The sequence below is a fragment of the Flavobacterium sp. F52 genome (assembly GCF_000278705.1).
GTDB classification, from domain to species: Bacteria; Bacteroidota; Bacteroidia; order Flavobacteriales; family Flavobacteriaceae; genus Flavobacterium; species Flavobacterium anhuiense.
This window is the reverse complement of record NZ_AKZQ01000002.1, coordinates 105044-125020: the sequence shown is the minus strand read 5'-3', so window position 1 is coordinate 125020 and position 19977 is coordinate 105044. Positions and strand designations below refer to the sequence as shown.

Sequence of the window (19977 nt, the reverse complement as noted above, 5' to 3'; positions counted from 1 at the left end):
CTCTCTTCGTTCGAAATGACAAAATTATGGAGAATTATAAAAAAAGGCGTAAGAAAAAAATCTTACGCCTTTTGTTTTATATCAAACTTAAAATTATCTAGAATAATTCGGAGCTTCTTTTGTAATTGTTACGTTATGCGGGTGACTTTCAGTGATTCCGCTTGAAGTGATTCTAACAAAACGTCCTGTTTCTTGTAAAGTAGGAATATCTTTTGAACCACAATACCCCATACCTGCACGAAGACCTCCGATAAACTGAAGCATACTTTCGTTTAATTCACCTTTGTAAGGAACACGTCCAACAATTCCTTCTGGAACTAATTTTTTAACGTCGTCTTCAACATCTTGGAAATAACGATCTTTAGATCCTGTCTGCATCGCTTCAACAGATCCCATTCCGCGGTAAGATTTGAATTTTCTTCCTTCAAAAATAATAGTTTCTCCTGGAGATTCTTTTGTACCAGCCAATAATGAACCTAACATTACACAGTCAGCACCCGCAGCGATTGCTTTAGGAATATCTCCTGTATAACGAATTCCACCATCTGCAATTACAGGAACTCCTGTTCCTTTGATTGCCGCAGCAACTTCTAAAACTGCTGAGAATTGAGGGAAACCAACACCTGCAACGATACGAGTTGTACAGATAGAACCAGGACCGATTCCAACTTTTACTCCGTCTGCTCCATTTTCTACTAAATATTTAGCAGCTTCTGGAGTAGCGATGTTTCCAACTACTACGTCTATTTGAGGGAATTTTGCTTTTACTTCTTTTAAGACATTTACAACACCTTCTGTGTGTCCGTGAGCTGTATCGATAATGATGGCGTCTACACCAGCGGCAACTAAAGCTTCTGCTCTTTGAACAGCATCTCCAGTAACTCCAATTGCAGCAGCAACTCTTAAACGGCCAAAAGAATCTTTGTTTGCGATTGGCTTTTGAGTCAGTTTTGTAATATCTCTGAAAGTGATTAAACCAACTAATTCGTTTTTATCATTTACAACAGGTAATTTTTCGATTTTATGACCTTGTAAAACTACTTCTGCCTGCTCTAATGAAGTTCCTTCAGAAACCGTAACTAAATTTTGGCTTGTCATAACCTCAGCGATAGGTCTTGCTCCGTTTTTCTCGAAACGCAAGTCGCGGTTTGTAACGATACCTTTAAGGATTTTATTTTCGTCAACGATTGGAATACCACCGATTCCGAATTCTTTCATAGCGTTTTTAGCGTCAGCAATTGTAGAGTTCATTGGTAAAGTTACCGGATCGATAATCATACCTGCTTCTGCACGTTTTACTTTTCGAACTTTTCCTGCTTGCTGTTCGATAGTCATATTTTTATGTAAAACACCAATTCCGCCTTCTTGCGCCATAGCAATTGCCATTGCGCTTTCTGTAACTGTATCCATCGCAGCTGATACAATTGGAACGTTTAATGTAATGTTTTTTGAGAATCTTGATTTAATGCTCACTTCGCGAGGAAGCACATTCGAGTAGTTAGGTACTAATAATACATCGTCGTAAGTTAAACCTTCGCCGATAATCTTGGAGTTGTGTGCTATCATGGTGCAATTTCTAGTTGAATTGCGTGCAAATATAGTGAATAAATTGCTAACTTGAATACTAACTTATTCATAAATTTACTTTACACGAATCGTCTTACAAAACCGTATATCCTAGCCCAGATGGAAATGGAAAGCCACGAAAAGCTAAAATACATTTTTTTCTGGCTTAAAAAAGCGACCAACGGAAGCTCTTTTTATGCCTTGAAAAAAAGTATTTTGGCTCGAGTGCTTGAAATGGACAGCTGGAAATAGCTTCTAATTACCAAACTAATCGTCTTTGTCTTGAAACACAAAATTGATTCCGATTTGAAAGGCTGCACTGCTAGCCTTGGAGATATCTTTATATTCTAGAACATTATTGACTAAAGCATAAATATTTACTGGACCAATTGTTCCTGCGAGCCCTAAACCAATATTGGTATTTGAAAAAGTATCTAAGGTGTAAGTGGCTTTTAAATCTAATTTCTTAAAGATATTTCTTCTGTAAAAAGCTGTCAGGGCAAATAGAGGTGTTCGAGGGGCTGACATTGCAAAAAGCTGCGCTCCTACCGCATTTTTATAATATTTATTAACTTTTCCATGACAATTGCATTCGTCATAGGGGCGAGCCTCTCCAAAAGAATATTGAATGGAAGAATACAATTTTGTCGGACGCCAAGTGGTGTACTTATTATAAAGTGTATCTCTTGGTATGGCTTTATCAAATTCGTCAAAGACATTTTCTGGATCGTCTGAACCCAAAAAATCGGGATTAGCGCCATTGTATTGATAAGTTCCTTTATACGTGATCGTTTCTATGTCTTTGGTCTGTCGCACAAAACCCAAATCTATAATACTTGCCGTTAGCTGCAAATTGTCTTTTATATAGTAGGTAATTCCAGCATCGACACCAAAACCTAGGCTTCCGTTAAAAAAGGTATTATTGGCAATATCACGCGCTATGTTTCCTTCGTATTCATCTTTTGTAAATTTTGCAATTCCAGAAGTTTTTAATTCTAAATTGGAAGAAATAATCTGATTATAAAGGTTTGGAGTTCCAGATTCTTGTCCTGTATATATATACCCTGAATTTTTGGTTGAAGTAGCATTTGCTCCACTCGAATAGATTTTGGCGCGTCCTCCGTAAACCAATTTATCATTGACTTTTTTATGAAAACCTACGTGAAAAACAGAAAGCACTTCTGCCTTCATATTTAAATCGCCTAGATTAAATGATTTTCCGATATAATTTCTATTTCCATCTAAAGCTAATAATGCAAGATCTTTTGGAACAAACATAAAAAAATCGAATTCCTGATATGCCCCAAATGAAATATAAGAACGGCTTTCTCTTCCTCCTATTCTAAATCCACCAGAAAATATTTCCAATTGCTGATTGGTTACAACTTTGTCATTACTGGAAGATTTATTGATAACATTTCTAACTTTTTGATTAAAATCGACACCATCATTGGCGAATAAATCATAGGCCGAGAAACTGCTGGAACCCACATTTGCTGAAATTCCAGATAAAACTGGAAATCCGAAATAATATTTATACGAAACATCCGCTCCGGGATTTACAAGTGAAGACTGCGGAATTGAAGTAAAGCTATATAAGAGTTCCTTGTTTTGGGCAAAACAAGATAAATGAAGAACCAAGCAAAAAATCAGTACCTTTCTCATTTAATTTCTAAATAAGCCGTTGCACTTGATCTTAATTTTAAATTTCCTTGACTCTCACTATTCAATGGAGGTCCCGCAGCAATTATTACGACAAAACCAATTTTCTGGGTTTGTTTTAAAAGATCTAATCGCGCGTTTTCGAAAACTTCTGTAGGGTATTTTATAACATTTGGAGTTCCTTTATAGGACGGAACTGTAAAAGATATGGTCTGTAAAACCTGATTTTGGTCGTTAAGCAAAAGCATGTTTAAAACGAAAGCACGATCTATATTATTTTCGACTTCAAAATCAAAATCAGCTCTTTTAAGACGTTCTGTAAAAAATTTGTTTTTAAAAATATCAAAATCTCTAGAATCATAGCCAATGTTAGTTCCTCCGTCGTCTACAAGTCTACTTGCTGGAATATCGAAATAAGCAAGGTTTGCGACAAATACAGGTTCTAGCTTAAAATCGTTTACTTGATCAAAATCTAAATCGCTTGAACAGGAAAACAATAAAAAGACTGAAAATAATATACCTGAAATTTTACTTAGCGAACTTAATCTCATAAGAATAGTTATATCAATACTAAATGTAACGCATTATGTTTACATTCATTATCTAAGGTAAGAAAAATAACTATTTTTTAATGGAACTTTCCAAACAATTTTGAAGCTTCGTTATAAGCGCTCTCGAAACTAAGAGAATTAAGTCCTGTTGCTTTTTTATTGGCAGTAAAATACGAAATCAGTTTTTCTGTTGGCATGTTTCCTGTCAGTTTATCGGTTGCCATTGGACATCCTCCAAAACCTTGAATCGCACCGTCAAAACGTGTACAGCCTGCTTTTGCTGCTGCGTCTATTTTTTCGAACCAGCTTTCTGGAGTTGTATGCAAATGCGCGCCAAACTCAATTTCAGGATATTTTGGAATTAAATCTGAAAACAAATAGGTAATGACTTCTGGCGTAGAAGTTCCTACAGTATCAGAAAGCGACAAAATTTTCACGCCCATTCCAGCCAATCTCTCGGTCCACTCGCCTACAATTTCAACATTCCAAGGATCTCCATACGGATTTCCGAAACCCATAGAAAGATACGTAACCACTTCTTTGTTTTTCTTATCTGCCACTTCAAGAATTTCTTGAAGCGTAACCAAAGATTCTGGAATTGTTTTGTGCGTGTTACGCATCTGAAAGTTCTCTGAAATAGAAAATGGAAAGCCTAAATATTGAATCTGCTCATAGTTTGCAGCCGTTATGGCTCCTTGTGTATTGGCAATAATGGAAAGTAGTTTGCTTGTGGTCTGCGAAAGATCTAATTGTGCCAAAACCTCAGCAGTATCCTGCATCTGCGGAATAGCTTTTGGAGAAACAAAACTTCCAAAATCGATGGTGTCAAAGCCAACTCTCAACAAAGCTTGTATATAAGTAACTTTATTTTTTGTTGGAATAAAGGTTTTGATACCCTGCATGGCATCTCTAGGACATTCAATGATTTTGATTTCTTTATTCAAAGCTTATTCTTTTGTAAAGGCTAAGTTAGTTTCTTTTTTAATGAAATAAAAGATAATTTTAGCTCAATCCGATTATTACTGAATATTGTAATAGCTAACAACATTACCTAAAAACGTAATATTTAAAAATATTACCAAAAAACGTAATAATCATTTTTATTACTTATATTTGTAATAGAAAGTTTATAATTTTTTAATTATATTTGAGTTATGACTAGTGTTATTACAGCAGACATTATAGGTTCGAGACAGCAATCTGAACATTGGGTTAACAATCTAAAGAAAATCTTAGCACCATTAGGCAATACGCCAAGTCAGTGGGAAATTTACCGTGGAGATGAATTTCAGATTGAAATAACAAATCCAGAAGATGCATTGCTGACTGCAATTTTAATAAAAGCGCAGTTAAGAGCTATAAAATCTGATGCTCGTATGAGTATTGGTTTTGGAGATAAAACGCATAATGCTGAAAGAATATCTGAAAGCAATGGTTCTGCTTTTATACATTCAGGAGAACTTTTTGAAACTTTAAAAAAACAGAAAGTCACATTAGCACTTCGAACCGGAAGTACTGATTTTGACGAAAAATTCAATTTAATGCTGCAACTGGCATTGACTTTTATGGATAGCTGGCTGGTACAGTCGGCAGAATTTGTGGCATTGGCAATAGAAAATCCAACTTTATCACAAGAAGAATTAGGACAAAAACTAGGCATAAATCAAGCTGCTGTGAGCCGAAGACAAAAACGCGCTCAGTTTGATCTAGTTATGAATTTAGATCGTTATTTTAGAACACAAATAAAACAACTTACAGCCCCATGATTTTATTTATAAAACTGCTTCTCGCTCATTTGTTAGGTGATTTTATCTGGCAGCCTAATTCTTGGGTCGCCAACAAGGAACTCAAAAAACATAAAAGCGTTTATTTGTATATTCATATCTTACTGCACGGAGTTTTAGCAGCAGTCTTAGCAGCCGAAATCAACTTTATACCTTATGCAGTTGTGATCGCTGTTACGCATGGAATTGTAGATTTAATCAAACTGAATTTCCAGAAACCTAAAACCAAACGCACTTGGTTTATAGTTGACCAAATCGCCCATGTTCTAATTTTAATTGGAATTGTACTTCTATACGAAAACAAGCCAATACCTGATTTTTGTAAAGATAATCAATTTTGGATTCTGCTTACCGGATTTTTATTGCTCACAAAACCAACCTCTATTTTTATAAAGACCATCATTTCAATCTGGGCGCCAGAAAGCAAAAACAGCAATCAGGATAACTCACTAATTGCTGCTGGAAATTATATTGGTATTTTAGAACGCTTGTTTGTTTTCGGATTTATCTTAACAGGACATTTTGAAGCAATTGGATTTCTATTGGCCGCAAAATCTATTTTCAGATTCGGAGATTTAAAAGAAGCCAAAGACCGAAAACTGACCGAGTATGTTTTAATCGGCACTTTAATCAGTTTTGGAATTGCACTACTTGTCGGATTGTCCGTTCAGGCGTTGCTTTTACAATTGCTCTAAGACTTTTTTGTTGATTGCTTTTATCAATGCTGGACCTTCGTAAATAAAGCCCGTATACAATTGCACTAGACTTGCTCCTGCATTTAGTTTTTCAATCGCATCATCGGCAGAATGAATTCCTCCTACTCCAATAATCGGGAATGCTTTATTGCTTTTTTCTGAAAGGAAACGAATTACTTCTGTAGAACGTTTTGTTAATGGTTTTCCAGACAAACCTCCCATTTCTTTTTGGTTCGAAGATTGTAAACCTTCTCTAGAAATAGTAGTATTGGTTGCAATCACACCTGCAATCTGAGTGGTTTTTACAATATCAATAATATCTAACAATTGCTCATCTGTAAGGTCTGGAGCAATTTTTAAAAGAATAGGTTTTACTTTTTGTGTGCTTGTTTTTTGCTTTTCGACATTTCTATTTTGCAATGTCTGCAATAAAGCCGTCAAAGGTTCTTTGTCTTGTAAAGCTCTTAAATTTGGCGTATTTGGCGAACTCACATTCACTACAAAATAATCTACATGATTAAAAAGTGCATCAAAACAAATGATATAATCTTTTACAGCATCTTCGTTATCGGTCACTTTATTCTTTCCGATATTTCCTCCAATCAAAACACCTGAGTTCTTTTTCAAACGCTCTACAGCTTCTAGAACACCTCCGTTATTAAATCCCATTCGATTAATAATGGCTTGGTCTTCTTTTAGACGGAATAAACGTTTTTTTGGATTTCCTTCTTGTCCAACTGGCGTTACAGTTCCAATTTCAATAAATCCAAAACCAAGATCGCTTAATTCTTTGTAAAGTTTTGCATCTTTATCAAAACCAGCTGCAAGTCCAACGGGATTTTTAAATTTAATTCCGAAAACTTCTCTTTCTAGTCGAGCATCTTTTACTTCATAAATCGATCTTATAATTGCCGAAACTCCAGGGATTTTTGAAATGAATTTTAAAAAAGAAAAAGTGAAATAATGTACTTTTTCAGGATCAAAACAAAAAAGTATCGGACGAATTATCAATTTATACATAATAGTTGTGTTGTTGTTATTTTGGCTGCAAATTTAAATATTATAGTTTAAAAAGGTGCTTTTTTACAAAAAACAAATAATTTGATTTTTGTTTCAATTCTTGAATTTATAAATCAATCATTTCTGTTTTTTTTACGTTGCAAGTTATAATATGAAACCAATTCAAGTTCTTTAATGACCAGCTCTGGCTTATTTATTATTTAATTTTGAGATGATTAACAAAATCTTTTATACAAACCTAAAGCTTATGTATAAAGAAAACAACTCAAATATAAGTCCCAAAATAGTCATTTTAATTCTGCTGCTATTAATTGGTTTTAAAGGATTTTCGCAACAAGAAAAAGATACCACAAAACTAATGAATGTTCGTTATGGCAGTAAAGGAATTGAATTGGAAACCAGAGACAAAAAATTTCTGTTTCAATTGGCAAGCCGTTTGCAATTTCGCTTTTCAACACCAAATGATACAGATCCATTAACTTACGATGACTATAGCCAAGATCCTAAAACCACTTTCAAAATAAACCGTGCCAGATTAAAAGTTGGCGGTCATGCTTTTGAACCTTGGCTTAAATATTATTGGGAATATGAATTGAGTCAGTCCAATTTGCTTGATTTCAGAATTATGATTGAAAAATGGGATTGGCTTAGTTTTAAAGTAGGACAATGGAAAACTGAATTTACTCGCGAAAGATTCATTAGTAGCGGTGAACAGCAAATGGTAGATCGATCTCTCATTAACCGACCTTTTACCGTTGACAGACAGTTAGGAGTTGAAGTTTATGGTCATTTGAAAGGAGCTGGAATTGCCGATTTCAATTATTGGGCCGCAGCATTGACAGGAACTGGACGAGGAAGCACTTCTAATGATGATAATCATTTAATGTATTTTGGAAGGGCGCAATGGAATTTTTTAGGAAGATTTCTTGATTTTGAAGGCTGTGACTTAGAATTTCATGAAAAACCCACTCCCATTATTGCTTTTTCTGCGATAACCAATCGAAGTCCATACACTAGATTCTCGCAAGCTGGAGGAGGTTCTCTGGACGGATTTGAAGATGGTTTGCCAGGACAGTACAGAGTCAATCAATGGAATTTTGAGACTGCTTTTATGTATCGTGGTTTTTCTTGGCAGAGTGAATTGCACACCAAGGAAATCATTGACAAAATAAATAACAATGACACCACCATAATGAAAGGGTATTACATTCAGGCAGGATATTTTTTTCATAATGTTTTTGACTGGTGGCCCAAACACTTAGAGATGGCTGGCCGTCATGCCGCATACAGACCTGATAATTCAATAAGAGAAAATAGACAGGATGAATCTACATTGGCTTTTAATTGGTTTTTTAAAGGACATAAAAACAAATTGACCTCTGAGGTAAGCTATTTTAGCTTTCAAGACAAAACACTTCCCTTACAGCAGGGATGGCGATTTAGAATACAGTGGGATATTTCATTATGATTCAAACTTTTAGCTCATTAACATAAATCGAACCTTTTTTTTCATAACTTTAAATCACATAAATTACTGAATATGAAAAACATATCCAAAACAGTAAAAAAACTGGCACTTTTAATGTGTTTGACCGCAACCTTTTTCTTTATCTCCATTGATGGTTTAGCTCAGCGTCATCGTGGTGGTGGCGGATTTAACAGAGGTGGCGGAGGAGCAGTCCATACCAGACAGGCAAGACCTGCTACACAATCGAGACCAAACGTGACAAGGCCGAGTACGACTAGACCCGCGGCAACGACTAGACCAGGAGCTAATAACTCAGGAACTCAAATTACCAGACCATCAAACAATTCCAATAGAAATAATACTATAAACAGAAACAATGCTGTTAATAGAGACAATACTATAAACAGAAATAATATAGGCAACAGAAATACCAACATCAGTGGCAATACTGTCAACCGAAATAGAAATAACATCAATGTCAATAACAACATTTATGTACAAAACAATCGTAACACAATAGTAAGACCTGGCCCTCGACCATATGTACGCCCTCCCTATGTCTATGGAGGTTATAGATACAACTGCTATCATCCGTATTACCCGCGTCCTTATGTCCCTTTTTATTGGGGACCGGTTTGGCATCCATGGGGATTTTTTGTAGCAACTCTGGCCACTACAGCTATTATTGTTAGTGTAGAAAATCAGAAATACCATTACGACCAAGGCGTATGGTACACCTCTACTAATGGTGGTTATACAGCAGTTCCTGCGCCAGTTGGAGGTACCGTTAATAATATTCCAAGTGGAGCTGAAACAGTAAATACCGGAACAGTAAATAATTACTATTATGGAGGAACGTATTATGAAAAAGACGGAGGAAAATATACTGTAGTCGCTCCTACTGCTGGAACGATAGTAGAAAATCTGCCAGAAGGCGGAGAAGAAGTGACAATAGGCGATGCTAAATATGTAAAATTTGGCGAAACGTATTACCAGCCTGTAAAAATTGACGGAAAAGATAAGTATGAAGTTGTGTCAGTTGAGAAAGATAATTAATTTTATTAATTCTATAAAATTAATATAACTTAAAAGTTATTTTGCCTAATTTTATACCCACTATTGATAACCATATAAGCTCAAAAATAATAAACCATGAAAAACAAAACCCTTTGGATTTTTGCATTACTCACATTATCCATTATTTCAATTGCTTACAGTTATACCAAATTTTCACATAAAGCAGAAAAGACAGCCGTGGAGTGTCACGAAACTCCCAGTACTGTAGAATCTGAATTCAAACCCACTATAGAAAACAAATTTAAACCAGCAGAAAAAGCACCAAAAGGCATGGTTTGGATTCCAGGCGGCGAATTCTCAATGGGAACTAATGTTGAAGACGAAAGTTTGTGCAGCATAAAAGGCGTTACCAAAGATGCTGCTCCTATCCATAGAGTGTATGTAGATGGTTATTATATGGATGAAACTGAAGTAACAAACGAAGAATTTGAAAAATTTGTAAAAGCTACAGGTTATGTAACTGTTGCGGAACAAAAACCGACAAAAGAAGAATTTCCAACAGCAAACGAGGAAGATTTAATTACAGGTTCTGTTGTCTTCACTCCCACGCCTTCTGCAGTTAATTTGAATAATTTCTTGCAATGGTGGCGTTATGAGCCGGGAGCTGATTGGAGACATCCAGAAGGCCCACAAAGCACCATTAAAGGAAAAGAAAAATATCCTGTTGTACATGTTGTCTACGAAGATGCTGCGGCTTATGCGAAATGGGCCGGCAAAAGACTTCCTACAGAAGCAGAATGGGAATTTGCAGCACGCGGGGGGAAAACTGGAAATTTATACGCTTGGGGAAATGATTTAAAACCAAAAGGAAAATTTCAAGCCAATATTTACCAAGGGCATTTCCCAATTAAAGATGGTGATACTGGAGAAGACGGATTTAAAGGAATTGCTCCAACAAAACAATACGCTCCAAATGGATATGGTTTGTATGATATGGCTGGAAATGTTTGGGAATGGGTAAACGATTGGTACAGCGTAGATTATTACAAATCATTAGCGGAAAGTGGTAAAGTAACAAAAAATCCGCAAGGGCCAAGTGCTTATTACGATCCTAATGATCCTTCTGAAATAAAACGTGTACATCGTGGCGGTTCATTTTTATGCACTGACCAATATTGCACTCGATACATGGTGGGAACCAGAGGAAAAGGCGAAATCAGATCTGCGGCCAATCACGTTGGTTTTAGATGCGTAAAAAGCAAATAACAAACTAAAAATACTAGAAAGGGATTCAATTTAGAATCCCTTTTTTTATAAATTCAGATATTGGGAAGCTAAATTTTGCAGCAGAAAAATTTTTCTATATTTGCTAAAAATCTAAAAAAATGCAACATATCATAGATCGTTTTATCAGTTATGTAACAATTGATACTGAATCGGATCCAAATTCTCAAACAACTCCAAGCACTCAAAAACAATGGAATCTTGCCAATAAATTAGTTGACGAACTAAAAGCAATTGGTCTTGAAGACGTAACAATTGACGACAAAGCCTACATCATGGCTACGCTTCCTAGCAATGTTGATCATGAAGTGCCAACAATAGGTTTTGTTTCTCATTTTGATACTTCTCCTGACTTTAGCGGAGCAAATGTAAAACCACAAATCGTTGAAAACTACGACGGAAAAGATATTGTTTTAAATGCTGAAAAAAACATTGTTTTATCTCCAGATTACTTTAAAGATTTATTATTATATAAAGGTCAAACTATTATCACCACTGACGGAACAACGCTATTAGGTGCCGATGATAAAGCTGGAATTACTGAAATTGTTTCGGCAATGGAGTACCTAGTTCAGCATCCAGAAATTAAACACGGGAAAATCAGAATTGGTTTTACTCCAGATGAAGAAATCGGTCGTGGAGCACATCATTTTGATGTAGAAAAATTTGGAGCGCAATGGGCTTATACTATGGATGGAAGCCAAATTGGCGAATTGGAATATGAAAATTTTAATGCCGCTGGAGCTAAAATAACTTTCAAAGGAAAAAGCGTTCACCCGGGCTATGCAAAAGGAAAAATGATCAATTCTATGCTTTTGGCAAATGATTTTATCAATGAACTTCCAAAAGGAGAAACTCCACAAGAAACTAGAGGTTATGAAGGTTTTTTCCATGTGCATCACATTAAAGGAAATATCGAAGAAACCGTTTTAGAATTAATTATCCGTGATCACAACAGAAAGAAATTCGAAAAAAGAAAAGAATTGATTCACAAATTGGCGAAACAATTCAACAAAAAATTTGCAAAGAAATTTGGAGAAGATATTGTAACTGCAGAAGTTAAAGACCAATATTACAATATGAAGGAAAAAGTTCTTCCAGTAAAATATATTGTAGATATTGCTGAAAAAGCGATGAGAGAATTAAACATTAAACCGATCATTAAACCAATTCGCGGCGGTACAGACGGTTCTCAATTATCATTTATGGGATTGCCTTGTCCGAACATTTTTGCGGGCGGACATAATTTCCATGGAAAATACGAATATGTTCCAGCAGAAAGCATTCAAAAAGCAACTGATGTTATTGTAAAAATTGCTGAATTGACAGCTATTCCTGGAATTTTTGACGCGCCAGAAAAATCTAAGAAAAGAAAATAATGGAATCAAATTCTGAAAATAAAGGCATGTGGAAATATGGCGCACAATGGGAAGAAGAATTAATTCTTCTTAAAGCCATTATTGACAAAACAGAATTGACTGAAACTACAAAATGGGGAGGTCCAGTTTTTGTTTACGAAAAGAAAAATGTTGTGGGAATTGGAGGATTTAAAGATTATTTTGCTTTGTGGTTTTTTAATGGAGTTTTCTTAAAAGATGAAAAAAAGAAACTTATAAATGCACAGGAAGAAGTAACCAAATCTTTGCGTCAATGGCGATTTTCTTCAAAAGAAGAAATAAACGAAACGGTTATTTTGGAATACATAAAAGAAGCGATTGAAAACGAAAAACAAGGAAAAGTAATTAAGCCTGCAAAAAAAGAAGCCATAATTTCAGAACTACTAAATGCAGAAATGGCTAAAAACCCAGATTTGAAATCAGCTTTCGAAAAATTTTCTCCGTATAAACAATACGAGTTTTTAGAATATATTGAAACAGCCAAACAGGAAAAAACTAAACTTTCTAGAATCGAAAAAGTTGTTCCAATGATTTTAGCCAATGTTGGATTGAATGATAAATACAGGTAATTTAATTTTCAATATTTAAATTCCAAATTCCAATCTATACGAGACCTTTGTCAAAGTTTTAAAACTTTGACAAAGGTTTTGTCTTTTTTTGTCATCCTGACGAAGGAAGGATCACAATAGTAACTCCGCAAAGTATGGCGAAAAATCTTTGTCGATTCACACGTGCGATCCTTCCTTCGTCAGGATGACAAGATTACCGTGAATAAAAAAATCCCAAACTCCTATTTGGAATTTGGGATTTAAATATTGTAATTTAAAATTTATGCTTTCTTATTCAAAGCAGCGCTCAATTCTAAAGAGATAGCAGAACGCTCTAATTTTAATTTTCCAGACATAGTTTCGATTACAACAGTAGTCTCTGCCAGTTCAGCGATTTTACCGTGGAAACCACTTTTTGTAACTATTTTATCACCTACTTTAAGGTTGCTTTCAAATTCTTTTTCGTTTTTAGCTCTTTTTTGCTGTGGTCTAATCATGAAGAAATAGATTACAACGAACATTAAAAGGAATGGCGCAAATTGAGATAATTGTCCCATAATTTAAATTTATTTTTGATTTATATTTAATATTTTCTTTTGACTCTTCGACTCCGCTCAGAGAGAAAAAGCAGTTGGAATTTGTCATTTAAAAATTGGTTTTTACCAACTTTTACATTAACCCTCTTCCCGTTTTTAGCATCTTCTTATTAGCCGTAAGCTCTTTAACAAGATTATCCAAAATTCCGTTGATAAAAATACTACTTTTTGGTGTAGAATACTCTTTTGCAATTTCTAAATATTCGTTAAGAGTTACTTTTACTGGAATTGAAGGAAATTTAACAAACTCGCAAATTGCCATTTTCAAGATAATGGTATCAATTTCAGCAATACGGTCACTGTCCCAGTTTGGTGTTTTGTCTTCGTACTCTTTTGCAAAAGCGCTTTCATTTAAAACTGTTCTTCTAAACAGATCTTTTGCAAAATCTTTATCTTCAACATCTTTATACAATTTTGGCACTCTAAAATCGTCTGGATTTTCAGTTTTAATAGCTTTCAACTGTTTAATGATGTGCGTGTTTACAACCGGAATATCATCAACCCAAGTCAATTTATCATCTTCTAAATACTCATATAATTTTTCATTCGGAACAATAACATTTTCAAATAAATCAATGATGAATTGTCTGTCCTCTTCAAACGTGTTAACGTTATTGCTCATGTATTTTTTGTAGATATCGCTTGCTTTAATGTCATTTAACAGCAAAATAATATAATCGTCGTTTAAAGACCAGTTATTGATTTTACGGTTTTCTAAAGCAATACTAAGAGAATTACTTTCTGCTAAAAGCTGGAAGATTTTGTTTTTGATGAACTTTTCGTTCGGATTACGTTCTGCTGGAGTAGCAAGGTGTTTTTTACTTGATAGATGCAAATAGACAGCTTCTTTTTTGCAAATTTCTATCAATGAAGAAAGCATTATAAGATATAAGTCCTGAATATTATCTATGCTATAAAAAAGGAATTTCTCTTCTTTTTCCATATTATCAGAACCGCTTTGGTGCATTGCATAAATGGATTGCATTACTTTAACGCGTATGTGTCTTCTATTTACCACCTTGTAAGAACATTTAAAAATTAGTCTGCAAAAGTATAACTTTTGATGCGTATTTTAAAATTAATTCGTAAAAAAGTCGCAGTTTTCAGTCGCAGTTTTCAGTTTTCTTTAAAATAGTAGTTGCTAGTATGCAGTATTCAGTCGCAGTTTTCAGTCGCAGTTTTCGGTATTAAGCGAAAACAAAAAGTCTCAGTTTCCAGTAGATCTGAAAACTGAGACTGAGACTGTAAACTCAAAAATTACTTAGAAGCGTTCTCTTTTCTTCTCTGATCAATTCTGTTTTGAGCAATTGTAAGAGCAGCTTTATGAGTTGTGATATTATTTTTAGCAGCAAAATCTATAATTTCTAAAGTTGTATTATAGATGTTTTCTGTTTTGCTCATGATTTCAGCTTTACCGTAGTTTGCCAATTCAGCATAAACATTGATAATTCCACCAGCATTGATTAAGAAATCTGGAGCGTATAAAATTCCTCTTTCTTGTAATCTTGCTCCGTGAACATTTTCGTCAGCTAATTGGTTGTTTGCTGCACCAGCAATAACTTTAGCTTTAATTTTATCTACTGTACTATCATTGATTGTTGCTCCCATTGCACATGGCGCGTAGATATCCACATCAGCAGTATACAAATCTTCACCAGTATAAATGGCTGCATTGTATTTTGAAGCAACTTGGTATAATTTTTCTTCGTTGATATCAGAAATAGTTACCTGCGCTCCTTCTTTAGTTAAATACTCAACCAAAGTTTCTCCCACGTGTCCAATTCCTTGTACCAAAACTTTTTTACCGTCTAAAACATCAGTACCAAACTGACTTTTAGCAGCAGCTTTCATACCTAAATAAACACCATAAGCAGTTACAGGAGAAGGGTTTCCAGAACCACCTCTTTCTTCAGAAATTCCCGTAACATAAGGGGTTACATCTCTTACAGTATCCATGTCTTTAGTTTCCATTCCGACATCTTCTGCAGTAATATATCTTCCGCTAAGTGAGTGAACAAATTCACCAAACTTACGCATTAATTCAGGTGTTTTTTGAGTTTTAGCATCACCGATAATAACGGCTTTACCTCCACCAATATTTAGTCCAGTAATGGCAGATTTAAACGTCATACCTCTAGAAAGGCGTAAAACATCGTTTAAAGCTTCCCATTCTGTGTTATAATTCCACATTCTGGTTCCTCCCAAAGCTGGCCCCATAACCGAATTATGAATACCAATAATTGCTTTTAAACCTGTATCTTTGTCATTGCAAAATACAATTTGTTCGTGATCGTCAAAAGATAATTGACCAAAAACAGGATCCATTTTTTGAAGTTCCTTTCCAGTTGCGAAAGTTGCATCCATAGCGCTAGTATTAATTAGGTTAAAATTATGAATTTGTCAAAAAGACATCTCAAACATAATTAAAAAATACATATGTGCTAATTTTTTATCTTTAAAATAACAATTTTACAATATAATTGTTTTGATTAAATCGCAAATTATTATAATTTTATTTAATAATAATTCTTAAATCCAAATCAATTCAATATCATATTTCTTAAAAAAATGAAAGAATTAAGCTATTTAAACAAATATTTCATCAAATATAAATACAGTTTCTCGCTAGGAATTTTAATCACCATAATCGCACAAATATTTTCACTATTTACTCCAAAGCTTATTAGCAAGTCTTTAAACGCTATTGAAAATTTTGACAAACTTTCTGCTGCAGAGCAAAAATCAGAAATAGTAATCGCAACTTTTCGTCAGGATCTTATTCATAATGTGCTACTTATCATTGGAACGACTATCGTTGCAGGTTTTTTGACCTTCTTAATGCGCCAGACTTTAATTGTAATGTCGCGCCATATTGAGTTTGACTTAAAAAATGAAGTTTTTAGACAATACGAGAATCTTTCACAAAATTTCTACAAACAAAATAGAACAGGAGATTTGATGAACCGCATCAGCGAAGACGTTTCAAAAGTCCGTATGTATGTTGGGCCAGCCGTAATGTATACTATAAATACAGCTATCCGTTTTGCCATCGTTATATTATATATGTATAATGTATCGCCGTTGCTTACCTTATATACTATATTGCCGTTGCCAATTCTTTCGTATTGTATTTTCAAGTTAAGCTCAGAAATCAACAAACGAAGCACCACGTTCCAGCAATATCTTTCTAAAGTTTCTAGTTTTACACAAGAAATATTTTCAGGCATTCGAGTTATAAAAGCGTATTCTTTAGAAAATCAGCATCAAAATAATATGGTTGATCTTGCAGAAGAAAGCAAACGCAAAAGTTTAAGTCTAGCAAGAGTTCAATCTTTATTTGGCCCATTGATGATTGCGCTTATTGGAATCAGTAATTTGGTTGTAATTTATTTTGGAGGTGTCATGTACATCAACGGAAGCATTCCAAATATCGGAACCATCGCAGAGTTTATACTATATGTAAATATGCTGACTTGGCCGGTTGCTTCTTTAGGATGGGTTTCTTCTATGGTTCAAGAGGCAGAAGCTTCTCAGAAACGTTTGAATGAATTCTTGAAAATTGAACCAGAGATCAAAAACAACAACGAAAATACTTCAGAAATCCAAGGAAATATCTCTTTTGAAAATGTTTCTTTCACCTATCAGGATACTAATATCGAAGCTTTGAAAAATGTTTCTTTTACAGTAAAAAAAGGAGAAACATTAGCTATTTTAGGGAAAACGGGGTCTGGAAAGTCGACTATTCTTTCTTTGATTTCAAGATTGTATGACGTAACCGAAGGAGAAGTTAAAATTGACGGAAATGAAATCAGCGCCTTAAATTTAAATGACCTTCGAAATAATATCGGAATCGTGCCACAAGATGCTTTCCTGTTTTCTGATACGATTAAAAACAATATCAAATTCGGAAATCAAAACGCTACTGATGAAGAAGTAATCGAAGCGGCTAAAAATGCAGTTGTTCACGACAATATTATTGCATTTAACAAACAGTACGACACCGTTTTAGGAGAAAGAGGAATCACGCTTTCTGGTGGACAAAAACAGCGTGTTTCTATTGCAAGAGCCATTATTAAAAATCCAGCCATTTTACTTTTTGACGACTGTTTGTCTGCTGTAGATACCGAAACCGAAGAAATGATTTTGAATAATTTGTTCGAAATTTCTAAAGACAAAACCACCATAATTGTGAGCCATCGAGTATCATCGGCCAAGAATGCAGATAAAATTATTATACTCGAAGATGGTAAGATAATTCAACAAGGTTCTCATAATCAATTAATAAATCAAGAAGGATATTACGCATCGTTATATTTAAAACAACTTTCGGAAAAAGAATTACTTTAATTGTTGCGTAATAGATAATTTTTTATGATTTTTGAGTACTATTAATTCCAAAAATGATAGAACGTATTATGAGAGAAAATGACATGTTAGAAAAAGAAGAGATTTTTTCTAAAGTATTACGCGCAGGAAGAAGAACTTATTTCTTTGATGTGAGAGCTACCAAAGCCGATGATTATTATATCACGATTACAGAAAGCAAAAAATTTACTGAAGAAGATGGTTCTTTTCACTTCAAAAAACACAAAATCTATTTATACAAAGAAGATTTCAGTGCTTTCTCCGAAATATTAGAAGAAATGACTTCTTATGTTTTAAACCACAAAGGCGAAGAAGTAATTTCTGAAAGACACCAAAAAGATTTTAAAAAAGAATACAGCTCTGAAAAGACTGAAAGCCAAAGATCTAGTTTTACAGATATTGATTTTGACGATATTTAATCCAAAATCATCTACATAAGTAGGAGTCCAATTTGTTCTGCATTTTGGACTTTTTTTATATATTTATGTTTTAAGATGTGAATTGTAAAATGTGAGACGTACGATTCATGCAGCTTTTACTTCTAAAATTTTACAAATTACACTTTACTTCTAATGAAAAAATTAATTATTCTCCTAAGCTTCTTCCTTTACGGAATTTCATTATCTGCCCAGAATATAGAATATGAAACGAAAAATAATATCCAATATTATAGTGCAGCTGTAAATAAGTCCGATAAATATATCAGCGAAAGATGTGTTTTGGATATTTATTACCCTAAAAACAAAACAGGATTTGCTACAATCGTATGGTTTCACGGCGGCGGATTGACTGGCGGAAACAAAGAAATCCCAGAAGCTTTAAAAAACAAAGGTTTTGCAATTATTGGAGTAAATTATAGATTGTCTCCAAAAGCAAAAGCCGAAAAAGCTATTGAAGATGCTGCCGCAGCTGTTGCTTGGGCTTTTAATACTATTTCGAATTATGGTGGCGATAAATCTCAGATTTTTGTTTCTGGACATTCTGCAGGAGGATATTTAGCAATGATGATTGGCTTGGATAAAAAATATCTTCAAAAAGAAAACATTGACGCCAATCAAATTGCTGGACTTATTCCGTTTAGCGGACAATGCATTACGCATTTCGAAATTAGAAGAGAAAACGGAATTCCTGAAAAACAACCAACAATTGACCAATTTGCTCCGTTGTATCATGTTCGTGCCGATGCTCCGCCAATGTTATTAATTACTGGAGATCGTGAACTGGAAATGCTTGGGCGTTATGAAGAAAACGCATACATGGCCAGAATGATGAAACTGATTGGACATACGCAAACCAAATTATATGAATTGGACGGTTACGGACACGGAATGACAGAACCTGGTTTTCCGCTTTTGGTCAATGAAGTAAACCGAATTTTAAAAGAACGTAAAAAATAATCACTAAATAAAAATTCCACGGCAATGGAGACACAACTATTAATTATACCAGGACTTGGAGATTCTGGAGAAAAACACTGGCAAACCTTTTGGCATAAAAAATTCGAAAACTCAATTCGTGTTGTACAAGATAATTGGGATGAACCAATTCGCGAAGAATGGCTCGACAGATTAAACGAAAATATTTCTAAACTTAACAAACCTACTATCTTAGTAGCACACAGCTTGGCTGTTTCATTGGTTTTACATTGGGCAGAAAAATACAGTAATCCGAATATTATCGGCGCTTTTTTAGTCGCTCCTGCTGATGTTGACTCACCTCAACACACACCAGAATCCATAAGAAATTTTTCACCAATACCTCTTTATAAATTACCATTTCCGTCTGTAGTCGTTGCAAGCGAAAATGATCCTTATGCTTCTTTTGAAAGAAAAAAACTCTTCGCTGAAAAATGGGGAAGCGATTTTGTAAATATCGGTCAGCAAGGACACATCAACTCCGATTCTGATTTGAAATATTGGGAAGAAGGACAATTGATTCTTAAACAGTTTATTGAAAAAATTGGTTAAGTGTTCAGTCGCAGTCTCAGTAAACAGTCCTAAACTGAACACTGCGACTGCGACTGA

Annotated in this window: 20 protein-coding genes; 12 read left to right on the top strand and 8 right to left on the bottom strand. The window is 34.5% G+C overall.

Features of this window, described 5'->3' with window-relative positions:
- Window positions 1-93: 93 nt before the first annotated feature.
- Complete coding sequence (gene guaB / locus FF52_RS00980; RefSeq protein WP_008462205.1) at window positions 94-1566, bottom strand: IMP dehydrogenase; 1473 nt, start codon at window positions 1564-1566, stop codon at window positions 94-96.
- Window positions 1567-1617: 51 nt separating this feature from the next.
- Between guaB and FF52_RS23565 the strand changes: the two genes are divergently transcribed.
- Entirely contained in the window at window positions 1618-1818 is a 201-nt protein-coding gene (locus FF52_RS23565; protein ID WP_157498481.1) for a hypothetical protein, read from the top strand.
- Window positions 1819-1833: 15 nt separating this feature from the next.
- On the opposite strand, the gene FF52_RS00975 is transcribed toward FF52_RS23565, so the two are convergent.
- The 3 genes from FF52_RS00975 to FF52_RS00965 all read right to left on the bottom strand — a co-directional run bounded on the left by FF52_RS00975 (window position 1834) and on the right by FF52_RS00965 (window position 4723).
- Window positions 1834-3231 carry a DUF5723 family protein gene (locus FF52_RS00975; protein WP_008462204.1) on the bottom strand — a complete coding sequence of 466 codons (1398 nt, stop codon included), beginning with the start codon at window positions 3229-3231 and terminating at the stop codon, window positions 1834-1836.
- Complete coding sequence (locus FF52_RS00970; protein ID WP_008462201.1) at window positions 3228-3779, bottom strand: hypothetical protein; 552 nt, start codon at window positions 3777-3779, stop codon at window positions 3228-3230. Before FF52_RS00970 ends, FF52_RS00975 begins: the two co-directional genes overlap by 4 nt.
- 77 nt (window positions 3780-3856) lie before the next feature.
- The gene (locus FF52_RS00965) at window positions 3857-4723 is read right to left on the bottom strand and encodes a hydroxymethylglutaryl-CoA lyase (protein ID WP_008462198.1); all 867 of its coding nucleotides are present in this window, start codon (window positions 4721-4723) and stop codon (window positions 3857-3859) included.
- A 210-nt stretch (window positions 4724-4933) separates the two neighbouring features.
- On the opposite strand from FF52_RS00965, the gene FF52_RS00960 reads away from it, so the two are divergent.
- Both FF52_RS00960 and FF52_RS00955 read left to right on the top strand, forming a co-directional pair.
- Window positions 4934-5545, top strand: a complete 612-nt coding sequence (locus FF52_RS00960; protein WP_008462196.1) for a hypothetical protein — start codon at window positions 4934-4936, stop codon at window positions 5543-5545.
- Window positions 5542-6258, top strand: a complete 717-nt coding sequence (locus FF52_RS00955; RefSeq protein WP_008462194.1) for a DUF3307 domain-containing protein — start codon at window positions 5542-5544, stop codon at window positions 6256-6258. The genes FF52_RS00960 and FF52_RS00955 overlap by 4 nt, the downstream gene beginning before the upstream one ends.
- Here the strand turns inward: FF52_RS00955 and FF52_RS00950 are convergent.
- A complete protein-coding gene (locus FF52_RS00950) occupies window positions 6244-7278 on the bottom strand; it encodes a quinone-dependent dihydroorotate dehydrogenase (RefSeq protein ID WP_008462193.1) in 1035 nt (344 codons plus the stop codon). The genes FF52_RS00955 and FF52_RS00950 overlap by 15 nt on opposite strands.
- A gap of 247 nt (window positions 7279-7525) precedes the next feature.
- On the opposite strand from FF52_RS00950, the gene FF52_RS00945 reads away from it, so the two are divergent.
- The 5 genes from FF52_RS00945 to FF52_RS00925 all read left to right on the top strand — a co-directional run bounded on the left by FF52_RS00945 (window position 7526) and on the right by FF52_RS00925 (window position 13013).
- Complete coding sequence (locus FF52_RS00945) at window positions 7526-8746, top strand: OprO/OprP family phosphate-selective porin (RefSeq protein WP_008462192.1); 1221 nt, start codon at window positions 7526-7528, stop codon at window positions 8744-8746.
- A 72-nt stretch (window positions 8747-8818) separates the two neighbouring features.
- Window positions 8819-9802 (top strand): DUF6515 family protein, encoded by a 984-nt coding sequence (locus tag FF52_RS00940; RefSeq protein WP_008462191.1) that lies wholly within the window; start codon window positions 8819-8821, stop codon window positions 9800-9802.
- A gap of 96 nt (window positions 9803-9898) precedes the next feature.
- Entirely contained in the window at window positions 9899-11029 is a 1131-nt protein-coding gene (locus FF52_RS00935) for a formylglycine-generating enzyme family protein (protein ID WP_008462190.1), read from the top strand.
- A gap of 119 nt (window positions 11030-11148) precedes the next feature.
- Window positions 11149-12426, top strand: a complete 1278-nt coding sequence (gene pepT / locus FF52_RS00930) for a peptidase T (RefSeq protein ID WP_008462189.1) — start codon at window positions 11149-11151, stop codon at window positions 12424-12426.
- A complete protein-coding gene (locus FF52_RS00925) occupies window positions 12426-13013 on the top strand; it encodes a YdeI/OmpD-associated family protein (RefSeq protein ID WP_008462188.1) in 588 nt (195 codons plus the stop codon). Before pepT ends, FF52_RS00925 begins: the two co-directional genes overlap by 1 nt.
- Window positions 13014-13273: 260 nt before the next feature.
- Here FF52_RS00925 and yajC read toward each other — a convergent pair whose 3' ends face one another.
- The 3 genes from yajC to FF52_RS00910 form a co-directional block, all read right to left on the bottom strand.
- A complete protein-coding gene (gene yajC, locus FF52_RS00920; protein WP_008462186.1) occupies window positions 13274-13549 on the bottom strand; it encodes a preprotein translocase subunit YajC in 276 nt (91 codons plus the stop codon).
- A 112-nt stretch (window positions 13550-13661) separates the two neighbouring features.
- A complete protein-coding gene (gene nusB, locus FF52_RS00915) occupies window positions 13662-14573 on the bottom strand; it encodes a transcription antitermination factor NusB (RefSeq protein WP_008462184.1) in 912 nt (303 codons plus the stop codon).
- 272 nt (window positions 14574-14845) lie between these two features.
- Entirely contained in the window at window positions 14846-15952 is a 1107-nt protein-coding gene (locus FF52_RS00910; RefSeq protein WP_008462182.1) for a Glu/Leu/Phe/Val family dehydrogenase, read from the bottom strand.
- A 204-nt stretch (window positions 15953-16156) separates the two neighbouring features.
- Between FF52_RS00910 and FF52_RS00905 the strand changes: the two genes are divergently transcribed.
- The 4 genes from FF52_RS00905 (at window position 16157) to FF52_RS00890 (ending at window position 19920) form a co-directional block, all read left to right on the top strand.
- The gene (locus tag FF52_RS00905) at window positions 16157-17935 is read left to right on the top strand and encodes an ABC transporter ATP-binding protein (RefSeq protein WP_008462180.1); all 1779 of its coding nucleotides are present in this window, start codon (window positions 16157-16159) and stop codon (window positions 17933-17935) included.
- A 68-nt stretch (window positions 17936-18003) separates the two neighbouring features.
- Complete coding sequence (locus FF52_RS00900) at window positions 18004-18372, top strand: PUR family DNA/RNA-binding protein (RefSeq protein ID WP_008462177.1); 369 nt, start codon at window positions 18004-18006, stop codon at window positions 18370-18372.
- Between the two features lie 153 nt (window positions 18373-18525).
- Window positions 18526-19350 carry an alpha/beta hydrolase gene (locus FF52_RS00895; RefSeq protein ID WP_008462176.1) on the top strand — a complete coding sequence of 275 codons (825 nt, stop codon included), beginning with the start codon at window positions 18526-18528 and terminating at the stop codon, window positions 19348-19350.
- 24 nt (window positions 19351-19374) lie between these two features.
- Window positions 19375-19920, top strand: coding sequence for an RBBP9/YdeN family alpha/beta hydrolase (locus tag FF52_RS00890; RefSeq protein ID WP_008462175.1), 546 nt, complete (start codon window positions 19375-19377; stop codon window positions 19918-19920).
- Window positions 19921-19977: the final 57 nt, after the last annotated feature.

Coding starts and splice junctions, on each gene's coding strand:
- FF52_RS00905 (WP_008462180.1), top strand. CDS start 16,157: ATGAAAGAATTAAGCTATTTAAACAAATATTTCATCAAATATAAATAC.
- FF52_RS00945 (WP_008462192.1), top strand. CDS start 7,526: ATGTATAAAGAAAACAACTCAAATATAAGTCCCAAAATAGTCATTTTA.
- FF52_RS00935 (WP_008462190.1), top strand. CDS start 9,899: ATGAAAAACAAAACCCTTTGGATTTTTGCATTACTCACATTATCCATT.
- FF52_RS00950 (WP_008462193.1), bottom strand. CDS start 7,278: ATGTATAAATTGATAATTCGTCCGATACTTTTTTGTTTTGATCCTGAA.
- FF52_RS00900 (WP_008462177.1), top strand. CDS start 18,004: ATGAGAGAAAATGACATGTTAGAAAAAGAAGAGATTTTTTCTAAAGTA.
- pepT (WP_008462189.1), top strand. CDS start 11,149: ATGCAACATATCATAGATCGTTTTATCAGTTATGTAACAATTGATACT.
- FF52_RS00895 (WP_008462176.1), top strand. CDS start 18,526: ATGAAAAAATTAATTATTCTCCTAAGCTTCTTCCTTTACGGAATTTCA.
- guaB (WP_008462205.1), bottom strand. CDS start 1,566: ATGATAGCACACAACTCCAAGATTATCGGCGAAGGTTTAACTTACGAC.
- FF52_RS00910 (WP_008462182.1), bottom strand. CDS start 15,952: ATGGATGCAACTTTCGCAACTGGAAAGGAACTTCAAAAAATGGATCCT.
- FF52_RS00975 (WP_008462204.1), bottom strand. CDS start 3,231: ATGAGAAAGGTACTGATTTTTTGCTTGGTTCTTCATTTATCTTGTTTT.
- FF52_RS00960 (WP_008462196.1), top strand. CDS start 4,934: ATGACTAGTGTTATTACAGCAGACATTATAGGTTCGAGACAGCAATCT.
- FF52_RS00970 (WP_008462201.1), bottom strand. CDS start 3,779: ATGAGATTAAGTTCGCTAAGTAAAATTTCAGGTATATTATTTTCAGTC.
- FF52_RS00940 (WP_008462191.1), top strand. CDS start 8,819: ATGAAAAACATATCCAAAACAGTAAAAAAACTGGCACTTTTAATGTGT.
- nusB (WP_008462184.1), bottom strand. CDS start 14,573: ATGCAATCCATTTATGCAATGCACCAAAGCGGTTCTGATAATATGGAA.
- FF52_RS00925 (WP_008462188.1), top strand. CDS start 12,426: ATGGAATCAAATTCTGAAAATAAAGGCATGTGGAAATATGGCGCACAA.
- yajC (WP_008462186.1), bottom strand. CDS start 13,549: ATGGGACAATTATCTCAATTTGCGCCATTCCTTTTAATGTTCGTTGTA.
- FF52_RS00955 (WP_008462194.1), top strand. CDS start 5,542: ATGATTTTATTTATAAAACTGCTTCTCGCTCATTTGTTAGGTGATTTT.
- FF52_RS00890 (WP_008462175.1), top strand. CDS start 19,375: ATGGAGACACAACTATTAATTATACCAGGACTTGGAGATTCTGGAGAA.